This is a genomic window from Kitasatospora sp. NPDC004531 (assembly GCF_053602195.1).
The window spans coordinates 1-17,498 of the sequence record NZ_JBSGDD010000085.1 but is presented as its reverse complement, the minus strand read 5'-3'; the positions used below and the strand labels follow the sequence as shown (position 1 = coordinate 17,498).

Annotated in this window: 24 protein-coding genes; 13 read left to right on the top strand and 11 right to left on the bottom strand. The window is 75.1% G+C overall.

Annotated elements, in window-relative coordinates:
• Positions 1-24: 24 nt before the first annotated feature.
• Entirely contained in the window at positions 25-1,062 is a 1,038-nt protein-coding gene (locus ACWEMJ_RS27125; protein WP_452139749.1) for an aldo/keto reductase, read from the bottom strand.
• A 189-nt stretch (positions 1,063-1,251) separates the two neighbouring features.
• Between ACWEMJ_RS27125 and ACWEMJ_RS27120 the strand changes: the two genes are divergently transcribed.
• The 11 genes from ACWEMJ_RS27120 to ACWEMJ_RS27070 all read left to right on the top strand — a co-directional run bounded on the left by ACWEMJ_RS27120 (position 1,252) and on the right by ACWEMJ_RS27070 (position 8,596).
• Complete coding sequence (locus ACWEMJ_RS27120) at positions 1,252-1,890, top strand: TetR/AcrR family transcriptional regulator C-terminal ligand-binding domain-containing protein (RefSeq protein ID WP_452139757.1); 639 nt, start codon at positions 1,252-1,254, stop codon at positions 1,888-1,890.
• Complete coding sequence (locus tag ACWEMJ_RS27115; protein ID WP_452139748.1) at positions 1,887-2,240, top strand: zinc ribbon domain-containing protein YjdM; 354 nt, start codon at positions 1,887-1,889, stop codon at positions 2,238-2,240. Before ACWEMJ_RS27120 ends, ACWEMJ_RS27115 begins: the two co-directional genes overlap by 4 nt.
• Before the next feature lie 108 nt (positions 2,241-2,348).
• Positions 2,349-2,717, top strand: coding sequence for an ArsR/SmtB family transcription factor (locus ACWEMJ_RS27110; RefSeq protein ID WP_452139747.1), 369 nt, complete (start codon positions 2,349-2,351; stop codon positions 2,715-2,717).
• 173 nt (positions 2,718-2,890) lie between these two features.
• Positions 2,891-3,094, top strand: coding sequence for a hypothetical protein (locus ACWEMJ_RS27105; protein WP_452139746.1), 204 nt, complete (start codon positions 2,891-2,893; stop codon positions 3,092-3,094).
• Positions 3,095-3,242: 148 nt separating this feature from the next.
• Entirely contained in the window at positions 3,243-4,859 is a 1,617-nt protein-coding gene (locus tag ACWEMJ_RS27100; protein ID WP_452139756.1) for a SulP family inorganic anion transporter, read from the top strand.
• A gap of 147 nt (positions 4,860-5,006) precedes the next feature.
• Positions 5,007-5,483, top strand: a complete 477-nt coding sequence (gene crcB / locus ACWEMJ_RS27095; protein ID WP_452139745.1) for a fluoride efflux transporter CrcB — start codon at positions 5,007-5,009, stop codon at positions 5,481-5,483.
• Positions 5,480-5,830 carry a DUF190 domain-containing protein gene (locus ACWEMJ_RS27090; protein ID WP_452139744.1) on the top strand — a complete coding sequence of 117 codons (351 nt, stop codon included), beginning with the start codon at positions 5,480-5,482 and terminating at the stop codon, positions 5,828-5,830. The genes crcB (ACWEMJ_RS27095) and ACWEMJ_RS27090 overlap by 4 nt, the downstream gene beginning before the upstream one ends.
• Entirely contained in the window at positions 5,827-6,201 is a 375-nt protein-coding gene (gene crcB / locus ACWEMJ_RS27085) for a fluoride efflux transporter CrcB (RefSeq protein WP_452139743.1), read from the top strand. Before ACWEMJ_RS27090 ends, crcB (ACWEMJ_RS27085) begins: the two co-directional genes overlap by 4 nt.
• A gap of 283 nt (positions 6,202-6,484) precedes the next feature.
• On the top strand, positions 6,485-7,684 hold the full coding sequence (locus ACWEMJ_RS27080; protein WP_452139742.1) for a cytochrome P450: 1,200 nt from the start codon (positions 6,485-6,487) through the stop codon (positions 7,682-7,684).
• A gap of 47 nt (positions 7,685-7,731) precedes the next feature.
• Entirely contained in the window at positions 7,732-7,929 is a 198-nt protein-coding gene (locus ACWEMJ_RS27075; protein ID WP_452139741.1) for a ferredoxin, read from the top strand.
• A gap of 67 nt (positions 7,930-7,996) precedes the next feature.
• Positions 7,997-8,596 carry an AAA family ATPase gene (locus ACWEMJ_RS27070; protein ID WP_452139740.1) on the top strand — a complete coding sequence of 200 codons (600 nt, stop codon included), beginning with the start codon at positions 7,997-7,999 and terminating at the stop codon, positions 8,594-8,596.
• Here the strand turns inward: ACWEMJ_RS27070 and ACWEMJ_RS27065 are convergent.
• From ACWEMJ_RS27065 to ACWEMJ_RS27040, 6 genes are all read right to left on the bottom strand, one after another.
• Entirely contained in the window at positions 8,587-9,141 is a 555-nt protein-coding gene (locus ACWEMJ_RS27065) for an RICIN domain-containing protein (protein WP_452139739.1), read from the bottom strand. The two genes, ACWEMJ_RS27070 and ACWEMJ_RS27065, sit on opposite strands and share 10 nt — an antisense overlap.
• 23 nt (positions 9,142-9,164) lie before the next feature.
• Positions 9,165-9,719 carry an RICIN domain-containing protein gene (locus ACWEMJ_RS27060; protein WP_452139738.1) on the bottom strand — a complete coding sequence of 185 codons (555 nt, stop codon included), beginning with the start codon at positions 9,717-9,719 and terminating at the stop codon, positions 9,165-9,167.
• 22 nt (positions 9,720-9,741) lie between these two features.
• A complete protein-coding gene (locus ACWEMJ_RS27055) occupies positions 9,742-10,287 on the bottom strand; it encodes an RICIN domain-containing protein (protein ID WP_452139737.1) in 546 nt (181 codons plus the stop codon).
• A gap of 161 nt (positions 10,288-10,448) precedes the next feature.
• The gene (locus ACWEMJ_RS27050; RefSeq protein WP_452139736.1) at positions 10,449-11,078 is read right to left on the bottom strand and encodes an MBL fold metallo-hydrolase; all 630 of its coding nucleotides are present in this window, start codon (positions 11,076-11,078) and stop codon (positions 10,449-10,451) included.
• The gene (locus ACWEMJ_RS27045; protein ID WP_452139735.1) at positions 11,078-12,163 is read right to left on the bottom strand and encodes an S-(hydroxymethyl)mycothiol dehydrogenase; all 1,086 of its coding nucleotides are present in this window, start codon (positions 12,161-12,163) and stop codon (positions 11,078-11,080) included. Before ACWEMJ_RS27045 ends, ACWEMJ_RS27050 begins: the two co-directional genes overlap by 1 nt.
• Positions 12,164-12,250: 87 nt before the next feature.
• Positions 12,251-12,940 (bottom strand): phosphatase PAP2 family protein, encoded by a 690-nt coding sequence (locus tag ACWEMJ_RS27040; protein ID WP_452139734.1) that lies wholly within the window; start codon positions 12,938-12,940, stop codon positions 12,251-12,253.
• A gap of 144 nt (positions 12,941-13,084) precedes the next feature.
• On the opposite strand from ACWEMJ_RS27040, the gene ACWEMJ_RS27035 reads away from it, so the two are divergent.
• Positions 13,085-14,191, top strand: a complete 1,107-nt coding sequence (locus tag ACWEMJ_RS27035) for a PucR family transcriptional regulator (protein ID WP_452139733.1) — start codon at positions 13,085-13,087, stop codon at positions 14,189-14,191.
• A 315-nt stretch (positions 14,192-14,506) separates the two neighbouring features.
• Positions 14,507-14,833: a DUF3040 domain-containing protein gene (locus ACWEMJ_RS27030; RefSeq protein WP_452139732.1), complete on the top strand. Its 327-nt coding sequence runs from the start codon at positions 14,507-14,509 to the stop codon at positions 14,831-14,833.
• On the opposite strand, the gene ACWEMJ_RS27025 is transcribed toward ACWEMJ_RS27030, so the two are convergent.
• From ACWEMJ_RS27025 to ACWEMJ_RS27010, 4 genes are all read right to left on the bottom strand, one after another.
• Positions 14,803-16,158 carry an MFS transporter gene (locus ACWEMJ_RS27025; protein ID WP_452139731.1) on the bottom strand — a complete coding sequence of 452 codons (1,356 nt, stop codon included), beginning with the start codon at positions 16,156-16,158 and terminating at the stop codon, positions 14,803-14,805. The two genes, ACWEMJ_RS27030 and ACWEMJ_RS27025, sit on opposite strands and share 31 nt — an antisense overlap.
• A gap of 107 nt (positions 16,159-16,265) precedes the next feature.
• A complete protein-coding gene (locus ACWEMJ_RS27020) occupies positions 16,266-16,622 on the bottom strand; it encodes an ArsR/SmtB family transcription factor (RefSeq protein ID WP_452139730.1) in 357 nt (118 codons plus the stop codon).
• Positions 16,623-16,728: 106 nt separating this feature from the next.
• Positions 16,729-17,091 (bottom strand): hypothetical protein, encoded by a 363-nt coding sequence (locus ACWEMJ_RS27015; protein WP_452139729.1) that lies wholly within the window; start codon positions 17,089-17,091, stop codon positions 16,729-16,731.
• Positions 17,092-17,154: 63 nt separating this feature from the next.
• On the bottom strand, positions 17,155-17,498 hold a 344-nt coding region (locus ACWEMJ_RS27010; protein WP_452139728.1), incomplete at its 5' end, for a TerD family protein.

Sequence of the window (17,498 nt, the reverse complement as noted above, 5' to 3'; positions counted from 1 at the left end):
CCGGCCCGGCTCTCCCGTCGAACCTCAGCCCGCCATCGGCGGGTTGAGTCGGGCGAAGCCCTCCTGGCGGCGGTAGGGGTAGTACGGGTACGGCGCGGTGCGGGTGCTCGCCGCGTCCAGCCGGGCCACCTGCTCCGGCGTCAGCTCCCAGCCCACCGCGCCGAGGTTCTGCCGCAGCTGCTCCTCGTTGCGGGCGCCGATGATCACCGAGGAGACGGTGGGCCGGCGCAGCAGCCAGTTGATCGCCACCTGCGGGACGGTGCGGCCGGTCTCCTCGGCGATCGCGAGCAGCACGTCCACCACGTCGTACAGCAGCTCCTGGTCGATCGGCGGGCCGTAGTCCGCGGTGGCGTGCAGGCGGCTGTCGGCCGGGAGCGGGGCGCCGCGGCGGATCCGGCCGGTCAGCCGGCCCCAGCCGAGCGGGCTCCACACCAGCGCGCCGACGCCCTGGTCGCGGCCGAGCGGCATCAGCTCCCACTCGTAGTCCCGGCCGACCAGGGAGTAGTAGACCTGGTGCGCGACGTAGCGGGGGCGGCCGTGCCGGTCGGCGGCGGCCAGCGACTTCATCAGCTCCCAGCCCGCGAAGTTGGAGACCCCGGTGTAGCGGATCTTCCCGGCGCGCACCAGGTCGTCCAGGGCGGCGAGCACCTCCTCGACCGGCGTGCCGGCGTCGAAGGCGTGCAGCTGGAACAGGTCGATGTGGTCGGTGCCGAGCCGGCGCAGCGCGGCGTCCACGGCGGTGGTGAGCCGGATCCGGGAGGTGCCCGCGTCCAACGGGCCCTCGCCGGTGGGCAGTCCGGCCTTGGTGGAGATCAGCACCCGGTCGCGGCGGCCCCTGATCGCCTGGCCGAGGACCTCCTCCGAGGCGCCGTCGGAGTAGACGTCGGCGGAGTCGAACATGGTCAGGCCCGCGTCGATCGCGATGTCGAGCAGGCGGCGGGCCTCCTTGGCGTCGGTGGTGCCCCAGTTGCCGAACAGCGGGCCGTTGCCGCCGAAGGTGCCGGTGCCCAGGGACAGGGCGGGGACGACGAGGCCGGACGTGCCGAGGCGGCGGTACTCCATGGCGAACACTCCTTCGCTAACGGGACTGTGGTGCCGTTAAGATGGGAGGACCGTAACACGTTCCGGCCCGCTAATGGAACAGGAGTCCCGTTAATGGCCCCGCCCGACCCGTCCGACTCGCCTGCCCGGCCCGACTCGCCGGCCCCGTCCGACTCGCCCGCCCGGCCTGCCGAGCCCGCCCCGTCCGACATGCGCCGCCCCGGCGGCCGCACCGCCCGCGTCCGCGCCGCCGTGCTGCGCGCCGCCGAGGATGCGCTCGTCGAGGTCGGCTTCGCCGGGCTCGATCTCGGCGACGTCGCCCGGCGCGCCGAGGTCGGCCGCACCACCGTCTACCGGCGCTGGGGCACCGTCGGCGCGCTGCTCGCCGACCTGCTCACCGCCATGGCCGAGCAGTCGCTGCCGCGCGCCCGCACCGGATCGCTGCACGGCGACCTGCGCGCCAACGCCCGGCTGGTCCGCAGTACCCTGGCCGACCCCCGGCAGGGCGCCCTGTTCCGGGCCGTGCTGGTCGCCGCCGAGGGCGACGCGGCCGCCGCCGAGGCGGTCCGGCACTTCTACCGGGTCCGGGTGGCGGAGTGGGCCCCCTGCGTGAGCGAGGCCGTCGAACGCGGCGAACTGCCCGCCGGCACCGACCCCGAGGAGGTCGTCCGCGCCGTCTCCGCGCCGCTCTACTACCGGATGCTCACCACCTCCGAGCCGCTGGACGAGGCCGCCGCCGACCGGGCCGCCGCCGCCGCCGAGGCCGCCGCCCGGGCCGGGGCCTACCGCCGCCCCGGGCCGTCCGCCCGTGCGATCGACGCTTCCGCGGCCGATATCCTGGCGAAATGAGCGACAACCTTCCCCCCTGCCCCAACTGCGCCGGCCAGTACACCTACGAGCTCGACGCCCTGATGGTCTGCCCCGAGTGCGGCCACGAGTGGGCCCCCGCCGAGGACGCCGCGGCGCAGCCGGCGGGGGAGCGGGAGATCCGGGACGCCGTCGGCAACGTGCTGGCCGACGGCGACACCGTCACCGTGGTCAAGGCCCTGAAGGTGAAGGGCAGCGCCTCCGGCATCAAGGCCGGCACCAAGGTCCGTAACATCCGCCTGGTGGACGGCGTGGACGGCCACGACATCGACTGCCGGATCGACGGGTTCGGCGCCATGCAGCTCAAGTCCAGCGTGGTCAAGAAGGCCTGACGCCGCCCCGCCGTGCCCCCCGGCCCGCGCCGGGGGGCACGCGTGATTGTTAGGGTCGGCGCGACGCCCCCGTGCCCTCCTGGCCCCGAACGAGACGGTGACGACCACGTGAACGCCGAGAACCCGCAGTCGCTTCCGGTGGCCAGCGTCCCGCTGTACCAGCTGAAGGCGGAGTTCTTCAAAACCCTCGGCCACCCCGTGCGGATCCGGGTGCTGGAACTGCTCAGCGGCCGCGACCACGCGGTGGCCGAGATGCTGCCCGAGGTCGGCGTGGAGCCGGCCAACCTCTCCCAGCAACTGGCCGTGCTGCGCCGCGCCAAGCTGGTGCACGCCCGCCGCGAGGGCTCCACGGTGGTGTACTCGCTGGCCAGCGGCGAGGTCGCCGACCTGCTGCGGGTCGCCCGCTCCATCCTCGGCTCGCTGATCACCGACCAGGCCGGCCTGCTCGCCGACCTGCGCGCCGCCGACAACGGCTGACCCTCCGTCACTTCCCGCGCCCCGCCCCGGCGGCGGTGCCGCGCGCCCCGGTGCGCCCCGGACATGCAGAAATGGCGACTTGCGAAATTCTTCAAGTCGATACATTCTGATCGGGTGCCCGGCCGGTCCGTCGTGCCCGGGCGCCTGTGCGCCGACACGGAAGGGGGACGAACGTGACCGAGGTGTTCGAGGAGGAGCTCCGCGAGCAACTCGCCCTTGCCGAAAGGGCGTTGCGCGAGGCCCAGGACGCCGGGGACGACCACGGCGCGCAGGCCCACGCCGGCCGGATCGCCGGGCTGCTGCGGATCGCCGAGCAGCACGGCATCGCCGTCCCCTCCCGGTCCGGCACAGAGCCGGAACCCCAGAAAGAGAGCTGAACACCGTGCCCGCGTCGCAGAGCCAGGCCCAGGCGGAGATCCACGCTCCGCTCGCCACGATCCGCCGCGGCGCGGCGGCGTGAACGGCGCGGGAGTGCTCGGCCGGCGGTTGCGGGCGGTGCTGCCCAACCGCCGGGTGCTGGCCACCATGGCGCGCGACCCGCGCCGCGACCTGGTCGCCGGGCTGACGGTCGCCATCGTGGCGCTGCCGCTCGCCCTGGGCTTCGGCGTCTCCTCCGGCGCGGGCGCGGCGGCCGGCCTGGCCACCGCCGTGATCGCGGGCGCGATCGCCGCCGTGTTCGGCGGCTCCGGACTCCAGGTCACCGGCCCCACCGGCGCGATGACCGTCGTCCTGGTGCCGATCGTCGCCCGCTACGGAACCGCCGGCGTGCTCACCGTCGGCCTGCTGGCCGGCCTGCTGCTGGTGCTGCTGGCGCTCGCCGGGGCCGGACGGTGGATGGCGTACGTGCCCGTCCCGGTGATCGAGGGCTTCACCGTCGGCATCGCCGGCGTGATCGCCCTCCAGCAGGTGCCCGGCGCGCTCGGCGTGGCCAAACCCGACGGCGAGAACCCGGCCGCGGTCGCCGCCCGCGCCGTCTCCGCGTTCGCCGCCTCCCCGCACTGGGCGGCCGTGCTGCTCGCCGCCGGCGTCGCCGCACTGATGCTGATCGGCGGGCGGCTGCGCCCCGGCGTGCCGTTCTCGCTGATCGCCGTGGTCGCCGCCACCGTGCTGGCCAAGGCCGTCGACCTGCCGGTCGACGTCATCGGCCACCTGCCGGCCGGGCTGCCCAGCCCCTCGCTCGGCTTCCTCGACCTGTCCGCCGTGCCCGCCCTGCTGCCGTCCGCGCTGGCCGTGGCCGCGCTCGGCGCGCTGGAGTCGCTGATGTCGGCGACCGCCGCCGACGCGATGGTGGCGGGCGACGCCGGCCGCGGCGGCGAACGCCACGACAGCGACCGGGAGCTGTTCGGACAGGGCCTGGCCAACCTGGTCGCCCCGCTGTTCGGCGGCGTCGCCGCGACCGGCGCGATCGCCCGCACCGCCGTCAACGTGCGCAGCGGCGCCGTCTCCCGGCTGGCCGCGCTGGTGCACGCCGCGGTGCTCGCCGTGGTGGTGTTCGCCGCCGCGCCGCTGGTCGCCGACATCCCGCTGGCCGCGCTGGCCGGCGTGCTGATCGCCACCGCCGTGCGGATGGTGCAGGCCGGGGCGCTGCGCGCACTGGCCCGCACCGGCCGCGGCGAGGCCGCCGTGCTGGTGGCGACCGCCGCCGCCACCCTCGCCTTCGACCTGGTCACCGCCGTCGCGGTCGGCCTGCTGCTGTCCGCCGTCCTGGCGCTGCGCGCCGTCGCCCGGGCCGCCCGGCTGGAGCGGATGCCCGGCATCGAGCACGACCACGCCGGCGGCCGGATAGCCGTCTACCGGCTGCACGGCCCGCTGCTGTTCGCCGCCGCGCACCGGCTGCGCCAGGAGCTGACGGCCGCCGACCGGGCCGAGGTGGTGGTGCTGCGGATGTCGCGGGTCGGCGCGATCGACGCCAGCGGCGCCACTGTCCTCGGCGAGGCGCTCGCCGACCTGCACCGGCGCGGCACCCGGGTGCTGATCTCCGGGCTGCGCCCCGAACACCGCCGGCCGCTGGACGCGCTCGGCGTGCTCGACGAACTGCGCGCCGAGGGGCGGCTGTTCACCGAGGCGCCGGAGGCCCTGGCGCACGCCCGCGCCACCCTGCCGGCCGTCCCCGCCCCGGCCGGCGACTTCGCCGACCGGTAGAGTGGCCGAAGCGGCGCCCCCGGGGCGCCCGACGGCGGTGGGGCCCGCCGGACCAGAACCGCGGCGAAGGCGCCGCCAACGGTCCCTGCTTGTACGAGTGGCGCGCCCGGCGCTCCCGGGCGCCGTGCGAGTAGGAGACGTGTACCCGTGGAGAGCCCGCAGCCGACGGCGGCCGACCCCGTCGACCCCGACCTCGAACCCCGCCCGAAACGGCCCGGACCGGACCGCGAACTGGCCTCCGTGATCGGCGTGGTGGCCGTCGGCGGCGTGCTCGGCGCGTGCGCCCGGTACGCGATCGCGCTGGCCTGGCCGACGCCCCCGGACGGCTTCCCCTGGCCGACCCTGCTGATCAACGTGGCGGGCTGCGCCGTGATCGGCGCGTTCCTGACGGTGCTCACCGAGGCCTGGCGCGCCCACCGCCTGGTGCGGCCGTTCTTCGGCACCGGCGTGCTCGGCGGATTCACCACCTTCTCCACCTACGCGGTCGACGTCCAGCGCCTGATGCTGGCCGGCCGGGCCGGGGCGGCCCTCGGCTACCTGGCCGCCACCCTGCTCGCCGCGCTGCTCGCGGTCTGGGCCGGCGCGGCGATCGCCCGCCGCGCGATCGGACGGAGGACCCGATGACGGTACGGACCGAACCCGCGCTGCGCCTGACGGTGTTCACCGGCGAGGACGAGCGCTGGCGCCACCGCCCGCTGTACGCCGAGATCGTGCACCGCGCGCACGCCGCCGCACTGGCCGGCGCCAGCGTCTTCCGCGGCATCGAGGGCTTCGGCGGCTCCGCGCTGGTGCACACCACCCGGCTGCTGTCGCTCGGCGACGACCTGCCGGTGGCGATCGTGATCGTCGACCGCGAGGAGCGGATCCGGGCCTTCCTGCCGCAGCTGGACGAGCTGCTGGAGCGCTGCCTGGTGACCCTCGACGCGTGCGAGGTGCTGCGGCCCGCCGACGCCCCGGGGGAGGCGGAGTGAACTGGCTGCTGGTGATCGTCGGCGCGGCCGTCGGCGCCCCCCTGCGCTACCTGACCGACCGGGCGGTGCAGGCCCGGCACGACACCGTCTTCCCGTGGGGGACGTTCGCCGTCAACGTCTGCGGCTCCCTGGTGCTGGGCCTGCTGACCGGCGCGGTCGCCGCCGGCGCGGCCGGCTCGCAGCTCCAACTGCTGCTCGGCACCGGCTTCTGCGGGGCGCTGACCACCTACTCCACCTTCTCGTACGAGACGCTGCGGCTGGCCGAGAGCGGGGCCCGGCTGTACGCGGTGATGAACGCGGCGGGCAGCGTGGTCGCCGGGCTCGGGGCGGCGTTCACGGGGTGGGCGGTCGCCCAGGCGCTGTGGGTGTGAGGCCGTGGCCCGTTCTCGATCGGCCGCAAGGATGATCTGTCCGCACTGACCGGCATGGACACGCCTGGTCGGCAGGGGTGCCGGCCTCCGGCCGGGCGCACCCGCGTCGCCGGATTCCGGACAGAATGCCGGTACGGCCCCGATCACCCTTTCCGCCGCCACGGACCGCGAGTTAGCGTGACGTTGAGTTAGTTGCCCGAGGCACTCAACTGCCCGGGTCGCGCGCAGTCGCAGGCCCCCCGCCGACGCCACCGCCGGCCCAGCTCCGGGAAGGGAGCACCAGATGGCCACCGCCGCCGAAACCTCTCCCACCACCCACCCCGCCCCGCGCGGAACCTGCCCCTTCGCCCCGCCGCCCGCCTACCAGCAGGCCCGCAGCGACGAGCCGATCAGCCGCGTCGCCCTCTACGACGGCACCCCGGCCTGGCTGCTCACCCGGCACGAGGACGTCCGCGCCGCCCTCGCCGACAACCGCTTCAGCTCCGACCCGGCCAACCCCGGCTTCCCGTTCGTCACCGAGGCCGGCCGCCAGTTCGTCAACTTCAGGCCCACCTTCATCCGGCTCGACGACCCCGAGCACGGCCGGCAGCGCCGCATGCTCACCGGCGACTTCACGATGCGCCGCACCGCCACCCTGCGCCCCGAGATCCAGCGGATCACCGACGAACTGATCGACCGGATGACCGACGGACGCCACCAGGCCGACCTGGTCGAGGAGTTCGCGCTGCCGCTGCCCTCGCTGGTGATCTGCCTGCTGCTCGGCGTCCCCTACCAGGACCACGACTTCTTCCAGGAGTGCAGCCGCACCCTGCTGCACCGCGGCTCCAGCACCGAGGAGGTGATAGCCGCCAGCGACCGCCTCACCGAATACATCGACACCCTCACCGCCGCCAAGCGCGACAACCCCGACGACGGCATCCTCAGCCGCCTCGTCGAGCGCGGCGAACTCGAGATCGAGGACATCGGCGCGATGGGCCGGCTGCTGCTGATCGCCGGCCACGAGACCACCGCCAACATGACCGCGCTGTCCGTCCTCGCCCTGCTGCGCAACCCCGACCAGCTCGCCCACCTGCGCGCCCACCCCGAGGCCGTGCCCGCCGCCGTCGAGGAACTCCTGCGCTACCTCTCCATCGTGCAGACCGGCCTGGTCCGGGTCGCCGTCGAGGACGTCGAGATCGGCGGCACCACGATCAAGGCCGGCGAAGGCGTCGTCCTCCAGATCAACGCCGCCAACTGGGACGACGAGCGCTACCCCGACGCCGCCGCCCTCGACCTCACCCGCGACACCCGCCACCACCTCGCCTTCGGCTTCGGCGTCCACCAGTGCCTCGGCCAGCCGCTCGCCCGCCTCGAACTGGAGATCGCCCTGGAGACCCTGCTGCGCCGCCTGCCCGACCTGCGGCTCGCCGTGCCCTTCGAGGACGTCCCCTTCCGCCACGACATGCTGATCTACGGCGTCCACGAACTCCAGGTCGCCTGGTGACCGCCACCCCGCCGACCACCGCCGGCGGCCCCGTGAAAGAAGGAACCGTGACCATCCACGTCGACCAGGACCGCTGCTGCGGCGCCGGACAGTGCGTCCGCCACGCCCCCGAGGTGTTCGACCAGCGCGAGGAGGACGGCATCGTCCTGCTGCTCGACGCCCGCCCGGGCGCCGACCTGCGCTCCGCCGTCGAGGACGCCGCCGCGGCCTGCCCCTCCGGCGCCATCCGGATCACCGAGGGCTGACCGCTATGCTGCCGAACCGTCCCGCCCGGCACCCCGGCGGGACGGTTCGACGCATGGAGGCCCCCCGATGCAGCTCGCCCCGCGCGGCGTCCACGACCTGCGCGGACAGGACGGCCCGCCGCTGACCGTCCGCTACGGGCCCCACGCCGCCGTGGTGGTCGCCGGACTCCCCGGCAGCGGCAAGAGCACCCTGCTGCACCGCTGGGACGGCCGCGCCCCCGTCCTCGATCCGCGCACCAGCCGCCTCGCCGCCCAGGCCGCCGTGCCCGCCCGCGTCCCCTACCCCCTCTACCGGCCCGTCGTGCGCACCCTGCACCTGCTGCGCATCCGCGCCGCGCTGCGCCGTCCCGGGCCGCTGCTGGTGCACGACTGCGGCAGCCGCCGCTGGATGCGCCGCGCCCTCGCGCACTGGGCCCGCCGGGGCGGACGCGAACTGCACGTGGTGCTGCTCGCCGTCCGCCCCGAACAGGCCCTCGCCGGGCAGCACGCCCGCGCCCGCACCGCCGCCCCCGGCACCTTCCGCCACCACGTGCGCGGCCTGACCGCCCTGCTCGCCTCCGTCGAACACGAGGGCCTCGCGGCATTCCCGGGCGCGGCGTCCGTGCTGCTCGCCGACACGGCCTCCCGCGAGCGGCTGGCCGCCGTCCGCTTCGGCGATCAGGCGTAGATGACCGTCCACTGCTGGTCGCGGTCGCCGGTGCGGCAGCCCTCGATCGTCACCTGGCTCCCGGCGTGCGCGGTCAGGCAGCCCTGGTCGCCGTCGGCGGAGTGGATGTAGGTGCCGACGTCGCCGGCCGCGTACCACCAGCGCGACCTGGAACCGGTGTTGTCGTACGGGTCGTACCAGGGGTTGTACTCGGACAGCTCGCCCCGGTTGTCGAAGCCGCGGCGCAGGTTCCGGTAGCTCTTGGTGGTGCACCAGCCGTCGGTGCACTTCTCCGTCTCCCAGGAGGAGAGGACGACCTGGTTGGCGGAGGTCATGGTGACGTACCACCACTGGTTGGACTGCCCGGTCTGCTGGTACGTGTACACCGGGGCGCCCATGTTGACGTCGTGGGCGTAGTCGTCCAGGTACTGGCCGGTGCCCATGTTCAGCACGTGCACCCAGCCCCGGGGCACGGCGGCCTGCGCGGGCGCCTGCGCGGCGAACACGCCGGCCAGGACGGACAGCGACACGCCTGCGGCGGTGAGGATCCTTCGGACGTTCTTCACGGTCGGACTTCCCTTCCGGCGGGTCAGTTGTAGTTGATCAGCCACTGCTGGTCGTGGTCGCCGGTGCGGCAGCTCTCCACCGTCACCTGGTTCCAGGCGTGGGCGGTCAGGCAGTCGCCGTTCCAGGCGGCGGAGTGGATGTACGTCCCGGCGTCGCCGGCCACGTAGTACCAGCGCTCCTCGCCGGGCAGGTGGCCGAAGTGGGTGTCGGTCTGCCAGCGCTGCTGCGGGCCGAGGACGCCGCCGTTGCCGCTGTCGCGGGTCAGGTTGCGGTACCACCAGCCGCCGATGCCGTTGTTGTACTGGGTCTCGTAGGAGGAGAAGGTGACGGTGTTGCCGTCGTTGTTCTCCACCCACCACCACTGGTTGGACTGGCCGGTCTGCGGATAGCTGTACACCGGCGCGCCCTGGGCGGTGTTGTGCGCGTAGTCGTCCAGGTACTGGCCGGTGCCGACGTTCACCACGTGCACCCAGCCCTGCGGCACGGCGGCCTGCGCGGGCGCCTGCACGGCGAACGCGCCCGCCAGCACGGACAGCGACACGCCGGCGGCGGTCAGGATCCTTCGGAGGTTCTTCACGGTGGGGCTTCCCTCCCGGGGGTCAGCTGTACAGGACGTTCCACTGCTGGTCGTGGTCGCCGGTGCGGCAGCTCTCCACCGTCACCTGGCCCCAGGCGTGGGCGGTCAGGCAGTCGCCGTTCCACGCGGCGGAGTGGATGTACGTCCCGGCGTCGCCGGCCACGTAGTACCAGCGCTCCTCGCCGGGCAGCCCGCCGAAGCCGATGTTGGCGGTCCACAGCTGCTGCGGGCCCAGGACGCCGCGGTCGGCGCCGTCGCGGGTCAGATTGCGGTACCACCACTTGGCCATGCTGCTGTACTGCTGCGTCTCGTAGGACGAGAAGGTGACGGTGTCGCCGGCGCTGTTGGCCACCCACCACCACTGGTTGGACTGGCCGGTCTGCGCGTACGTGTACACCGGTGCGCCCTGGGCGGTGTTGTGGGCGTAGTCGTCCAGGTACTGGCCGGTGCCGACGTTCTGCAGGTGCGCCCAGCCCTGCGGCACCGCGGCGCCGGCGGGCGCGGCCGCGGTGACGGTGGCGGCCAGTGCGGCGCCCGCCACCAAGGCGCCGACCCATCTCTTCTTCACTGTCGTTCCCCCCTGCTGCACTCCCGCGGCGACGCCCTCGCGTCGCCGACCGGGTGAGGGGACGGTAGGCCGGGCCGTTCGACAAACGATGGACAGCCGGAACGGGACCGCCGCCCCGGACCGGAGTCGGGGGCGGCGGGTCGGTCGGGGGCGGCGGGCCGTCAGTGGCCGCGGGCGATCCACTCCGCCAGGTGCGGGGCCTCCGCGCCGACCGTCGTCGAATCGCCGTGGCCGGTGCGCACCACGGTCTCCGCCGGGAGCGTCAGCAGCCGCTCGCGGATCGAGTCGACGATGGTCGGGAAGTCGGAGAACGACCGCCCCGTCGCGCCCGGGCCGCCCGCGAACAGGGTGTCGCCGGTGAACACGGTGCCCAGCGACGGCGCGTACAGGCTGACCGCGCCCGGGCTGTGGCCCGGGGTGTGCAGCACCGTCAGCTCGGCGCCCGCGACGGCCAGTCGCTGCCCGTCGGCGAGCTCCCCGTCGGGCTCCCGGTCGGGGTGGGTCCGCTGCCACAGCACCCGGTCGTCCGGGTGCAGCAGGATCGGCGCGCCGGTGCGGGCGGCCAGCTCCGGGGCGGCGTCGATGTGGTCGTTGTGCGCGTGCGTGCAGACGATCGCCAGCAGCGTGCGGCCCGCCACCGCCGCGGCGATCGCGTCCGCGTCGTGCGCGGCGTCGATCACCACCACCTCGCGGTCGTCGCCGACCAGCCACACGTTGTTGTCGACCTGCCAGGTGCCGCCGTCCAGGCTGAACTCGCCCGAGGTGACCAGCTGTTCGATCCGGGCCGCCATCAGAACACCACCACCGAGCGCAGCACCTCGCCGCGGTGCATCCGGGCGAACGCCTCCTCGACGCCGTCCAGCGGGATGGTCTCGCTGACGAACGCGTCCAGGTCCAGCCGGCCCTGCAGGTACAGGTCGATCAGCATCGGGAAGTCCCGCTCCGGCAGGCAGTCGCCGTACCAGGAGGACTTCAGCGCGCCGCCCCGGCCGAACACGTCCAGCAGCGGCAGTTCCAGCGTCATCTCCGGCGTCGGCACGCCAACCAGCACCACGGTGCCCGCCAGGTCACGGGCGTAGAACGCCTGCTTGTACGTCTCGGGGCGGCCCACCGCGTCGATCACCACGTCCGCGCCGTTGCCGCCGGTCAGCTCCCGGATCGCCTCGACGGCGTCGGTCTCCCGCGAGTTGACGGTGTGGGTGGCGCCCAGCGCACGGGCGGTGACCAGCTTGCGGTCGTCCACGTCCACCGCGATGATCCGCGAGGCGCCCGCCAGCCGGGAGCCCATCACCGCGGCGTTGCCGACACCGCCGCAGCCGATCACCGCGACGCTGTCGCCGCGACCCACCTGGCCGGTGTTGATCGCCGCGCCCAGACCGGCCATCACGCCGCAGCCCAGCAGGCCCGCCGCGGCCGGCGAGGCCGCCGGGTCGACCTTGGTGCACTGGCCCGCCGCGACCAGCGTCTTCTCCGCGAACGCGCCGATGCCCAGCGCCGGCGACAGCTCGGTGCCGTCCTCCAGCGTCATCTTCTGCTTCGCGTTGTGCGTGGCGAAGCAGTACTGCGGCCGGCCCCGCCGACACGCCCGGCAACGACCGCACACCGCACGCCAGTTGAGGACGACGAAGTCACCCGGCGCGACACTGTCGACGCCCTCGCCGACGGACTCCACCACACCCGCCGCCTCGTGGCCCAGCAGGAACGGGAACTCGTCGTTGATCCCGCCCTCCCGGTAGTGCAGGTCGGTGTGGCACACCCCGCACGCCTGCACCTTCACCACCGCCTCGCCCGGCCCCGGATCGGGCACCACCACCGGCACGACCTCCACCGGCGCGCCCTTCGCCCGCGCGATCACACCCCGCACAACCTGAGCCATTACGACACCCTTCCTCGAACGTGCGGCACGGACGCGACCGTGCCGAAACCTGCGCGAACCGACCCTACGGACCTGCGCGAACCGACCCTACGGCCCCTCAACGCCCGCCCGCGCGGTCGACGTTCCCGCAGCCCAGAGCCACTTTCGCGACGCCGCCCGGGCGATCAGCGTACCCAGCGCCAGCCACCCCGCCGCCAACAGCCAGCCACCCAGCACGTCCAGTGCCCAGTGCACCCCCAGGTACACCCGGCTCGCCCCGACCGCCCCCGCGAACACCAGCGCACCGACCGCCGCTGCCCGCGCCGAGGCCGGCCGGGCCAGCGCCACCGCGAGCGCCAGCAGCCCCGCGGCGGCCGCCGCCGTGAACGCGTGCCCCGACGGGAACGCGAAACCCGAGGCGTGCACCGCCCGGTCGGCCAGCGGCGGACGCGGCCGCCCGAAGGCGTGCATCAGCAGCTGGCGCAGACCCTGGCCCAGCAGCAGCCACACCGACGGCGCCAGGAACAGCACCGCCACCGGCCCGCGCACCCGCCGCGCCGTCAGCACCCCCGCCGCCAGCGCCAGCAGGGCCGGCAGCGGCGCCGCCCCGCACGCCGTCACCACCGTCGCCGCCGACACCGCGACACCCGGCCGGTGCGCCACGCACCAGTCCAGCAGCGCCCGTTCGAACCCGAACGGGCCCCAGTCGTGCCCGGCCAGCACCCCCGCCGCCACCCCGAACGCCGCCCAGCAGCCCACCAGCACCGCCCAGCGCGCAGCGCCGCCGCCAGGCGTCATCGCGGAACCTCCCTCACCAGGGCGCACCACCGGGAAACCGCACGCCGCAGCCGCCCATCGTACGGGCCCGAACAACTGTCGCCCGCCACCGCCCGCCGATCGCTAGGATGCCGCCGTCGAACAGGCGGTGAAGGAGTGTCGAACATGCCCGAGCGGACGGCCGCCGAAGAACTCCGCACCCGGTACGTCGCGATACTCGCCGACGTCTCGCGCTCCGGACGGCGGCTCACCCGCCCCGAGATCGAATCCCTGCGGACCCTCGGCGAACACGGCGCCGAGGCCGGCCAGGGACTGCGCGAACTCGTCGCGCACTGCATGGAAGCCGCGCGCAAGGCCTGGCCGACCCTGCCCGGCACCGCCGGCGCCACCACCGTCGCCGAACTGCGCCAGGTCGGCGAAGCGCTGCTCACCGCCGCCGAGACCGCCCTCGCCGCCCTCGGCGAAGGCCACGAACGCGCCCAGCGCCTGGCGGTCCGCCAGGAGGAGGCCGCCCGCCGCGAATTCGTCGACGACCTGCTCTACGGCCGCAGCGACCTCGGCACCCTCGCCGCCCGCGCCGAACGCTTCGGCCTGCGCCTGGCCCGCACCCACGCCGTCGCCGTCGCCCAGGCCCCCCGGCCCTACGGCCACGTCGACCCCGTGGTGCGCAGGGTGGAACGCGAACTCACCGGCCGCTTCGGCGAACGCGACGTCCTGCTCACCACCAAGGACGGCCGCCTGGTCTGCGTCGCCCCCGAGAGCGAACAGGCCGTCCTCGACGCCTTCGCCCGCCTCGCGCTGCGCCCCGGCCCCGGCTACCCGCCCGCCCGCCGGGTCGCCACCGGGCGCCGGCACTCCGGCGCGGGCGGCGTGGTGCGCAGCTACGAGGAGGCGCTCGACGCCCTGGACTTCGCCGAACGCCTCGACCTGCCCGCCGACCTGCTGAACGCCGAGGAACTGCTGGTCTTCCCGGTGCTGATGCGCGACCGCGCCGCGATGGCGGACCTGGTGCGCACCGTCCTCGGCCCGCTGGCCGCCGCCCGCGGCGGGGCCGGGCCGCTGCTGGAGACCATCGCCGCCCAGGCCGAGGCCGGCTACGTCACCGCGGAGGCCGCCCGCCGCCTGGGCGTCAGCGTCCGCACCCTCGGCTACCGCGCCGACCGGATCAAGGCGCTGACCGGCTACGACCCCGGCGACGCACTGCACCGCTACACCCTGGAGACCGCCGCGATGGGCGCCCGCCTGCTGGGCTGGCCGCACCAGCCGCTCTAACGCCACTGCGGTTCCGGGGCGGGTGCGCGGATCGGGCGTCAACGAGCCGTCAAGATTGCCGCATCCTGGCAATGTGCGCACCCGGCCCGAACTGCGACGATCTTCCTGTCGCCGGGAGACCGGCGCGGCAGGGCCACCGGGACTCGGGGGGACGATGCGTCCCGATGGCCCGGGTGTCGACGCCCCGAATCGGGGGGTGACGGGCGTCGACACCCGAGGGGGGAAGGGAACGCCGCCTTTTTCGAACGGGGCGAAGCGGGGCAGACGGGGGAACGACACCCCGCAGCCCCCTTCGAGGAAGGCGGCGACCCCGTCATGAGCAGCCCGCTGACCGCGCGGGAGCGACACCTCCTCGCGGACATCGAACGCCACCTGCGCGCGGAGGCCCCGCGCCTCGACCGGCGCCTCGACCGCGCCCCCGGCCCCGTCGCCCGGTTCGGCCACCGCCCCCGGCTGCTCGCCGCCGCCGTCGCCCTGCTCAGCGTCGTCAGCGCCGCGGGCGGCCTGTGGGCGCTCGCCGACGGGCCCGCCCGGGCGCCCGCCCTGGCGATCGCGGGCGCGGCGGCGCTGCTGTGCGCGCTCGCGCTGCGCCGGCTGTCCCGTTCGGGAGGTCAGGCGGGTCGGGGCCAGCGCGGGTGGTGACGGTCGATGACGTAGTGGTGGTCGTGGCCCCAGGCCCCGGCGTCGCCGCCGAGGGGGTGGGCGTCGGCCAGGTGGGGGTGGCCGGCCGGGAGGCCGGTGTGGGTGTGCGGGAGGGTGTCGGGGTCGTGGCGCGGCCACAGGGCGCGGGCGGCCAGGGCGGCGGCCAGCGCGATCGCGCCGAGGACGAGCGCGGTGACGGGGAGCCCGGCCCCGGCCGCGAGCCGGCCCGCCAGCGGGTAGGTGAGCAGCCAGCAGGAGTGCGACAGCGAGAACTGGGCGGCGAAGGCGGTCGGCAGGTCGGCGTCGGCGGCGGAGCGGCGCACCACCCGGCCGCCGGGGGTCAGCACGGCGGAGCCGGCCGCGCCGATCAGCGCCCAGGCGGCGAGCAGGGCGATCCACGCGGCGGTGCCGGGCGCGGCGGCGGTGACGGCGGCCGCGCCGGCGAGGACCGCGGGCAGCGCGAGCGCGGCGGGCAGCATGACGGCGCGGTCGCCGGTGCGGGCCAGCAGCCGGGGCAGCAGCAGCGCCGCGAGCATCGAGCCCGCCCCGAAGGCGCCCAGCGCGAGCGAGACCGCCCCGGCCGGGAGCCGGAAGTGCTCGCGGACCACGACGACGGTGTCGACGAACACGAGCGCCCCGGCGGCGGCGACCGCGAGGTCCAGGGCGATCAGGGCCCGCAGGCGCGGCGTGGCCCAGAACAGCCGGGTGCCGAACACCGCGCCCCGGCGGACGCCCCCGGCGTGCCCGCCGGGCGGGGCCTTGGGCAGCACGGCGGAGACCACCAGCGCGGCGGAGGCGAGGAAGCCGGCCGCGGTGCCGGTGAACAGCCAGTCGTAGGAGACCGCCGTCAGCAGGGCGGCGGCGAGCGCGGGACTGAACAGCGACTCCAGGTCGTAGGCGAGGCGGGACAGCGACAGCGCGTCGGTGTAGTCGCGTTCGGCGGGCAGCACCTGCGGGACGGTGGCCTGGAAGATCGGCGTGAACGCGGCGGAGGCGGCCTGCAGCAGGAACACCGCCAGGTAGACCTGCCAGACCTCGGTGACGAACGGCAGCGCGAGGGCGACGCCCGCGCGGGTGAGGTCCAGCGCCGCCATCAGCGCCCTGCGCGGCAGGCGTCCGGCCAGGGCGACGGCGACCGGCGCGACGCCGACGTAGGCGACCATCTTGATCGCCAGCGCGGTGCCCAGGACCGCGCCCGCGTCCGCCCCGGCGAGGTCGTAGGCGAGCAGCGCGAGGGCGACGGTGGCCAGGCCGGTGCCGACCAGAGCGACCGCCTGGGCGGCGAACAGGTGGCGGTAGGTGCGGTCGCGCAGCACGGAAAGCATGGCCCGTCCCCGGCTCGAAGATGGCTCGACCGCCCCATCGTATTCAACATGTGCGCATGAATGCACGTATTCGCGCCGGAAGAGTGGGCCGGGCCCGGCGGGCGCGGTCAGTCGTGCGGGGGAAGTGCGGCGATCTGGTGGTCGGCGACGTTCAGGGCCTCGTCGACCAGGCGGCGCAGGTGGCCGTGGCGCAGCGAGTAGACGACCCGTCGGCCGTCCTTGCGGGTGGCGACCAGCCCGGCGAGGCGGAGCTTGGCCAGGTGCTGGCTGACCGAGGGCCGGGCCGCGCCGGTGGCCTCGACCAGCGTGGTGACGTCGGCCTCGCCCCGGCCCAGCCGCTCCAGCAGCGCCAGCCGGGTGCGGTCGGCGAGCAGCGCGAGGACGGACGCGGCGACGTCGAGGCGCTCGCCGCCGGTGTGCCGGTGCGAATGGGACGCAGCTGCGACCGGTGCGCGGTTGTCCATCCGCCCATCGTAGGGCCCGCCGAGGGGCGCACGTGTGCGCACACGTGCCGTCGCCGCGCCCGCAGGGGCGGCCCGTCCGGTCGCCCGGTCGGGTCCGCCCCCGGGGTCAGGAGGTCCGGCGGCGGCGGAAGAGGGCCCGGAGGCCGAGGACCAGGGCCACCACCAGTCCGATCACGAGGAGGACGAGCAGCACGATGACGATCAGGGCGGCTATGCCGAGCTTCTTGAAGAAGCCGCCCTTCTTTTTCTTCTTCTCGTGCTTGTCGCCGGACGCCAGCTGCGCGGCCGGAGCCTGCGCCGCCCGGTCCCCGTGCACCGCCAGGGGCGGCAGTGCGGGGGCGGCCTGCTGGGCGACGGCCTGCGGACGGACGGCCCCGGCGGCGGGCGCCGCCGCGGCGGCCCCCGGCGCGATCAGCAGCGCGGCGAGCGCGAGGGCGGGGAGGGCGGTGGCGATCCTGCGCCTGGTCACTTCTCGGTTCTCCTCGGATGCGTGGGGTTCGGGGCCGGCCGGCCGGTCGCCGACCGGTGCGGGTCAGACGTTGACGCCGAAGTCCTGGGCGATGCCGGCCAGGCCGGAGGCGTAACCCTGGCCGATGGCGCGGAACTTCCACTCGGCGCCGTTGCGGTACAGCTCGCCGAAGACCATCGCGGTCTCGGTCGCCGCGTCCTCGGAGAGGTCGTAGCGGGCGATCTCGGCGCCGCCGGCCTGGTTGACGACGCGGATGAAGGCGTTGCGGACCTGGCCGAAGCTCTGGCCCCGGGCGGCGGCGTCGTAGATCGCCACCGGGAAGACGATCTTCGCCACGTCGGCCGGGACGCCGGCCAGGTTCACCTTGATCTGCTCGTCGTCGCCCTCGCCCTCGCCGGTGAGGTTGT

Bases quoted from the DNA above. Each gene is read 5' to 3' on its own strand.
- ACWEMJ_RS27125 (WP_452139749.1), bottom strand. From the start codon at position 1,062: ATGGAGTACCGCCGCCTCGGCACGTCCGGCCTCGTCGTCCCCGCCCTG.
- ACWEMJ_RS27120 (WP_452139757.1), top strand. From the start codon at position 1,252: ATGCGCCGCCCCGGCGGCCGCACCGCCCGCGTCCGCGCCGCCGTGCTG.
- ACWEMJ_RS27115 (WP_452139748.1), top strand. From the start codon at position 1,887: ATGAGCGACAACCTTCCCCCCTGCCCCAACTGCGCCGGCCAGTACACC.
- ACWEMJ_RS27100 (WP_452139756.1), top strand. From the start codon at position 3,243: ATGGCGCGCGACCCGCGCCGCGACCTGGTCGCCGGGCTGACGGTCGCC.
- ACWEMJ_RS27090 (WP_452139744.1), top strand. From the start codon at position 5,480: ATGACGGTACGGACCGAACCCGCGCTGCGCCTGACGGTGTTCACCGGC.
- ACWEMJ_RS27080 (WP_452139742.1), top strand. From the start codon at position 6,485: ATGGCCACCGCCGCCGAAACCTCTCCCACCACCCACCCCGCCCCGCGC.
- ACWEMJ_RS27070 (WP_452139740.1), top strand. From the start codon at position 7,997: ATGCAGCTCGCCCCGCGCGGCGTCCACGACCTGCGCGGACAGGACGGC.
- ACWEMJ_RS27050 (WP_452139736.1), bottom strand. From the start codon at position 11,078: ATGGCGGCCCGGATCGAACAGCTGGTCACCTCGGGCGAGTTCAGCCTG.
- ACWEMJ_RS27045 (WP_452139735.1), bottom strand. From the start codon at position 12,163: ATGGCTCAGGTTGTGCGGGGTGTGATCGCGCGGGCGAAGGGCGCGCCG.
- ACWEMJ_RS27040 (WP_452139734.1), bottom strand. From the start codon at position 12,940: ATGACGCCTGGCGGCGGCGCTGCGCGCTGGGCGGTGCTGGTGGGCTGC.
- ACWEMJ_RS27035 (WP_452139733.1), top strand. From the start codon at position 13,085: ATGCCCGAGCGGACGGCCGCCGAAGAACTCCGCACCCGGTACGTCGCG.
- ACWEMJ_RS27030 (WP_452139732.1), top strand. From the start codon at position 14,507: ATGAGCAGCCCGCTGACCGCGCGGGAGCGACACCTCCTCGCGGACATC.
- ACWEMJ_RS27025 (WP_452139731.1), bottom strand. From the start codon at position 16,158: ATGCTTTCCGTGCTGCGCGACCGCACCTACCGCCACCTGTTCGCCGCC.
- ACWEMJ_RS27020 (WP_452139730.1), bottom strand. From the start codon at position 16,622: ATGGACAACCGCGCACCGGTCGCAGCTGCGTCCCATTCGCACCGGCAC.